The organism is Bradyrhizobium sp. P2_E8 (assembly GCF_056403875.1).
Genome location: NZ_JBFUES010000590.1, coordinates 1 through 4,765 on the forward strand (window position 1 = coordinate 1; position 4,765 = coordinate 4,765).

4 protein-coding genes are annotated in these 4,765 nt (G+C 66.1%); all 4 read left to right on the forward strand.

The genetic code is table 11. The annotated features are described in order from the left end of the window. Positions 1-383: ATP-binding cassette domain-containing protein (locus AC1D00_RS27255; RefSeq protein WP_477012787.1), on the forward strand; the 383-nt coding region annotated here is incomplete at its 5' end. A 43-nt stretch (positions 384-426) separates the two neighbouring features. After that, a complete protein-coding gene (locus AC1D00_RS27260; RefSeq protein WP_477012788.1) occupies positions 427-1,668 on the forward strand; it encodes an acetamidase/formamidase family protein in 1,242 nt (413 codons plus the stop codon). 170 nt (positions 1,669-1,838) lie between these two features. Continuing rightward, positions 1,839-4,172 carry an acetamidase/formamidase family protein gene (locus tag AC1D00_RS27265; RefSeq protein WP_477012789.1) on the forward strand — a complete coding sequence of 778 codons (2,334 nt, stop codon included), beginning with the start codon at positions 1,839-1,841 and terminating at the stop codon, positions 4,170-4,172. Positions 4,173-4,186: 14 nt separating this feature from the next. Next, a complete protein-coding gene (locus AC1D00_RS27270) occupies positions 4,187-4,570 on the forward strand; it encodes a RidA family protein (protein ID WP_271577413.1) in 384 nt (127 codons plus the stop codon). The last annotated feature ends 195 nt before the right edge of the window (positions 4,571-4,765 follow it).

A 4,765-nucleotide genomic window follows, 5' to 3' on the forward strand; every position in this document is an offset into this window, starting at 1 on the left:
TCGGGCTGTCGCATCGCGCCGATGCGCTGCCGCGGCATCTGTCCGGCGGCCAGCAGCAGCGCGTCGCCATCGCCCGCGCGCTTGCACCGAACCCGAGCGTGCTGCTGCTGGACGAGCCGACCTCCGCGCTCGATCCCGAGCTCGTCAGCGAGGTGCTGGAGGTGATCCGGCGGCTCGCCATCGACGACGGCCTCACCATGATCATCTCGACGCACCAGATCCGCTTCGCCGATGAAGTCGCCGACCGCGTCGCCTTCCTGAGCGGCGGCGCGATCATCGAGGAGGGGCCGGCGCACGAGGTTCTCACCAACCCCCGCAATCCGCTGACCGCGCGTTTCCTCAGCGTGATGGAAGCCGACAAGATTCCGGAGGCGGTGCGATGAACGCCGTCGCCACAAGGTTCAAGACCCCCGAAGAGGCCACCTCATGAAGCATTTCACGCTGCCGGTTTCACCGAGAACCGTCCACTGGGGCTATTTCTCCAGGAAGGTCGCTCCGGCCCTGACGCTGCGCTCCGGCGATCGCGCCACCATCGAGACCCTGACCCATCATGCCAACGACGATTACGAGCGCATGATCGCGGGCGATCCCGGCGCCGAAAGCGTGTTCCAGTGGACGCGCGAGCACAAGGCGGTCGCGCGCCGCGGCTCGGGTCCGGTCGAAGGTCCCTTCATCCGCGGCGCAGGCGAGGGGATCGGCGTGCATCTCCTCACCGGGCCGGTCGCGATCGAGGGGGCCGAGCCCGGCGACATCCTGGAGGTTCGCATCCTCGACGTCCGGCCGCGGCCGAGCTGCAGCGCCTGCCATGCCGGCCGCTGCTTCGGCTCCAACGTCGCGGCGAACTGGGGCTTTCACTATCACGATCTGATCGAGGAGCCGAAGCCGCGCGAGGTCGTCACCATCTTCGAGCTCGACACGTCGGGCGAGCCCTACGCCAAGGCGGTCTACAACTACGTCTGGACGCCGCAGACCGACCCCGACGGCATCGTGCATCCAACCATCGACTATCCCGGCGTCCGCGTCGATCACGCAACCATCAAGAAGCGCGAGAACATTCTCGCAAGCGTGAAGGTGCCCGCACGATTGCATTTCGGCACCATGGGCCTTGCGCCATCGGAAGCCGATTTCGTCAGCTCGATCCCGCCGAGCTACACCGGCGGCAACATCGACGACTGGCGCATCGGCAAGGGCGCGCGGATGTTCTATCCGGTTGCGGTTCCCGGCGCCTATTTCTCGGTCGGTGATCCCCATGCCGCGCAGGGCGACAGCGAGCTCGGGGGCACCGCGATCGAGACCTCGCTGACCGGCGATTTCGAATTCATCCTGCACAAGAAGGCCGATCTCGCCGGCACCAGTCTGGAAGGCCTCGACCATCCCATGCTCGAGACCGATCAGGCGTGGTCGTTCTACGGCTTCACCTATCCGAACTATCTCGCCGCGCTTGGCGCCGACGCGCAAACCGAGATTGCCAATCACAGTAGTCTCGACCGTGCGATGCGCGATGCGTTCCGCAAGCTGCGCCGGTTCCTGATGACGGTGCATCGCCTCAGTGAGGACGAGGCGATCTCGCTGATGTCTGTCGGCGCCGATTTCGGCGTCACCCAGGTGGTCGACGCCAATTGGGGCGTGCACGGCACGATCCGCAAGAACATCTTCCGGTGCGACTGAGCCTCTCCGCCTCGTCATTCCGGGGCGAGGCTCTAACACGTTGAAGGTAAGCCGATTTTCAGGATGCACGCGTGACCAACGAACCTCATCTGCGGCCCGTCGCGGCGACGGAGGATCGCGTGCGTCTGGCACGGAGGTTGCTTCGATCGACGGCAGTCTGGGTCGATCCGATGAGCTTCCGGCCGTTCACAAGCGAGTCCTATGCGCAAGACGACCGCCCCGAAGCATGGCGGGACGTGCTGGCTGCCGTCGGCCTGCAACCCGCGACCGGCCATCCCTTCCTCGATGGGCACGCAACGGCGTCACATCGCCAGGCCTCGGGCGTCGCGCTGACGCGCATGGCCGCGGGCGCGCAAAGCATCGCGCCCCTCGCGCAAGCGAATGAAGAGCTTCCGATCGCGCTGATACCGGTTGAGGACGGCATGGTGCTCAAGAGCGCCCGCGGCCACCGCATCGTTCCCGTYGGCCATCTCGTGCTGCTGCCGCGCAGCGGGGACTGGAGCATCGTGTTCCAGCGCGACATGCGGGCCATCGTGTTGTCGGTGACCTCGGAAGCGCTGCACGGACGCCTCTCGGGCAAGCCACGGCTCGGCGAGCCCCGGGTCGTTCCGCCCAGCGGCTTTGCCGATGTGTTCTCGCGCTTGCTGGATGCGACCGCGCGCACGCTCGACACCCTGAGCGATGCCGAATGGAATGCGGTCGCGCAGAGCCTCGTCGATCTCCTGCTGACGCTCGCGCATCAACTGGCGGCCTCGACATCCGATGCCGGATCGAGCGCGACACAGGCCGCGCTGCTACACCGGATCTGCCAAACCATCGAACGCCGGCTCGACGATCCCGAGCTGGTGCCCGCGCGCGTTGCGCAGGTCGAGGGGATTTCCGAGCGCTACTTGCAGAAGCTGTTCGAGACGGTCGGCGACAATTTCACCCACTACGTCCGCGAGCGCCGGCTCCAGCGCGCCTGGGCCGACCTGTCCAATCCGACGGAGGCGCATCGCTCGATCTCCGAGATCGCCTACGCCTATGGCTTTGGCGATTCCGCGCATTTCAGCCGCGCCTTCCGCCACCGCTTCGGCCTGCCGCCGCGCGAGTTCCGCCAACAGGAGGCGGAGCGCGCGACGTCGCAGCACGGGATCACCGGCCAGCGCGGCTGGCCGCAGGAGGCGCTGGCGCAGCTCCGCGCGCATCAGGTGGGTGCGGAGGTGCGCAGCAATGTGCTGCGTGCAGCCTCCGATGAACCGAGAACGGCTGGACGCAAGCACCATCATCTACCGATCGAGGCCAATCGTGTTCATTGGGGCTATTTCAGCCGCTCGCTCTCGCCGCAGCTCGAGATCGCCTCGGGCGATACCATCACCATCGAGACGCTGACCCAGCACGCCTCCGACGACCCCGAGCTGATGATCGCGGGCGATGCCGCCGCCGAAAGCGTGTTCGGCTGGACCAGGCAGAAGAAGAACGTGGATCGTCGCGGCGCCGGCCCGATGGACGCCAGTGTGTTCGGTCGCGGCGCCGGCGAGGGCTTCGGCGTGCACATCTGCACCGGCCCCGTTGCGGTGAAGGATGCCCAGCCCGGCGACGTGCTGGAGGTGCGGATCCTCGACATCGTGCCGCGCGCGAGCCGCCATCCGAAACATGCGGGCCGCGTGTTCGGCTCCTCGGTCGCGGCCTGGTGGGGCTATCATTACGACGAGTTCCTGTCAGGACCGAAGCCGCGCGAGGCGGTGACGATCTACGAGATCTTCGACGATGCCGATGCGCCGCATGCCCGCGCRCTGTATTCCTATCGCTGGGAGCCGCAGACCGATCCGTTCGGCGTCGTGCACCCCACCTACGATTATCCCGGCGTTCCCGTCGTGCCCGGCGCCGTGAAGCGCCGCCATGCGGTGCTCGACGGCATCCGCATTCCCTTGCGGCCGCATTTCGGCGTGATCGCGGTGGCGCCGCGCGAGGTCGATTTCATCGACTCCGTGCCGCCGTCCTATTTCGGCGGCAATCTGGACAATTGGCGGCTGGGGAAGGGGGCGGCCGTCTTTCTTCCGGTCTCCGTTCCCGGCGCGCTGCTGTCGGTCGGCGATCCCCACGCGGCGCAGGGCGACGGCGAGTTGAGCGGCACTGCGATCGAATGCTCGATGACCGGCACCTTCGAGGTGATCCTGCACAAGAAGGCCGACCTTGCCGGCCAGCCTTTCGCCGATCTCTCCTATCCCCTGATCGAGACCGCGACCGACTGGGTGCTGACCGGCTTCAGCCATCCCAACTATCTCGCCGAGTTCGGCGCGCAGGGGCAGAGCGAGGTCTACGCAAAATCCTCGCTCGACCTTGCCATGAAGGATGCCTTCCGCAAGATGCGACGCTTCCTGATGAACGTGAAGGGTCTCAGCGAGGACGAGGCGATCGCGCTGATGTCGGCTGCTGTCGATTTCGGCGTCACGCAGGTCGTTGACGGCAATTGGGGGGTACACGCCATCCTCAGCAAGCGCCTGTTCGAGAGCGCACCGTAACAAGGACAATCCAGGTGAAATTCCACATGATCAGCGGCGGACCGAAGCCGGTCGCGCCCTTCAGCCACGCCGTTGAGACCGACGGCTTTGTCTTCGTCACCGGCCAGATGCCGGACACGCCGCAAACGCCGGGCGTGCTGCCCGAGGGAATCGTGGCCCAGACGCGAGCCGTCATGGAGAACCTGAAGGTGGTCCTCTCAGGTCTCGATCTCGGCCTCGAGCACGTCGTGATGACGCGGATCTACCTCACGCGTTTCAAGGAAGACTATACGGCTATGAACGAGACCTACCGCACGTACTTTGCYCCCGGCCGGCTGCCGGCCCGCACCTGCGTCGGCGTCACCGGGCTAGCCTATGACGCGCTGATCGAGATCGATCTGGTGTGTCGGCGGCCGTGAGGCCGTAGGTCCGTAGGGTGGATTAGCCCGCGGCTGGCGTAGCGCGGTCCGCGGCGTAATCTACCTCTTCAGTCTCCGCGGCGGCAGACGTGGTGGATTACGCTTCGCTAATCCACCCTACGCACCCACAACTCCTTGCGCTGCCCGTCGGGCAAGACACGCTAGGCATGGGGCAATCCATGCCTACCAAAATAT